1 rRNA gene is annotated in these 612 nt (G+C 64.8%); it reads left to right on the plus strand.

Features of this window, described 5'->3' with window-relative positions:
• A 16S ribosomal RNA gene (locus tag CA984_RS47580) occupies positions 1-163 on the plus strand; the annotation flags it as partial.
• Positions 164-612 lie beyond the last annotated feature (449 nt).

Below are 612 nucleotides of genomic sequence, written 5' to 3' on the forward strand. Positions count from 1 at the left end.
TGTACTGTACACACCGCCCGTCACGTCACGAAAGTCGGCAACACCCGAAGCCCGTGGCCCAACCGGACTCGTCCGGGGGGAGCGGTCGAAGGTGGGGCTGGCGATTGGGACGAAGTCGTAACAAGGTAGCCGTACCGGAAGGTGCGGCTGGATCACCTCCTTTCTAAGGAGCACCGGTTCGGCAGGCCTGCCTCTCGGGGTGGCTGCCGGTCCCATGCCGTGTCCGTGGGCGTACGTCTCACGCTCGGCGCGCTCATTAGTGGAGCACTGGCTACTCGATCGGACCGGGTTCRCCGGGCCGTTAGTACCGCCTTCCCCTCCTCGGAGGGGTGGGAGTGGGAACGCCGGCYGGCGGGGGCTTGGACTGGTCGAACACACTGTTGGGTCCTGAGGAAACGGACCGGGCGGGCCCGCTGAGGCGGGCTTGCTGTCTGTTTGACCTCGTGCGGGRYCGACCTCCTGCCAGACCAGCTCGGCCGGGGATGAGGGGTACCTCTTCTCGGCGGGTGTTCGGTGGTGGGGCGGGTTTCGGTCGCTGTTTGTTGTTTGAGATTTGCATAGTGGACGCGAGCATCTTTGTGGCCAAGTTTTTTAGGGCACACGGTGGATGCC

This window comes from Streptosporangium minutum (genome assembly GCF_002149035.1).
Lineage (GTDB): Bacteria > Actinomycetota > Actinomycetes > Streptosporangiales > Streptosporangiaceae > Streptosporangium > Streptosporangium minutum.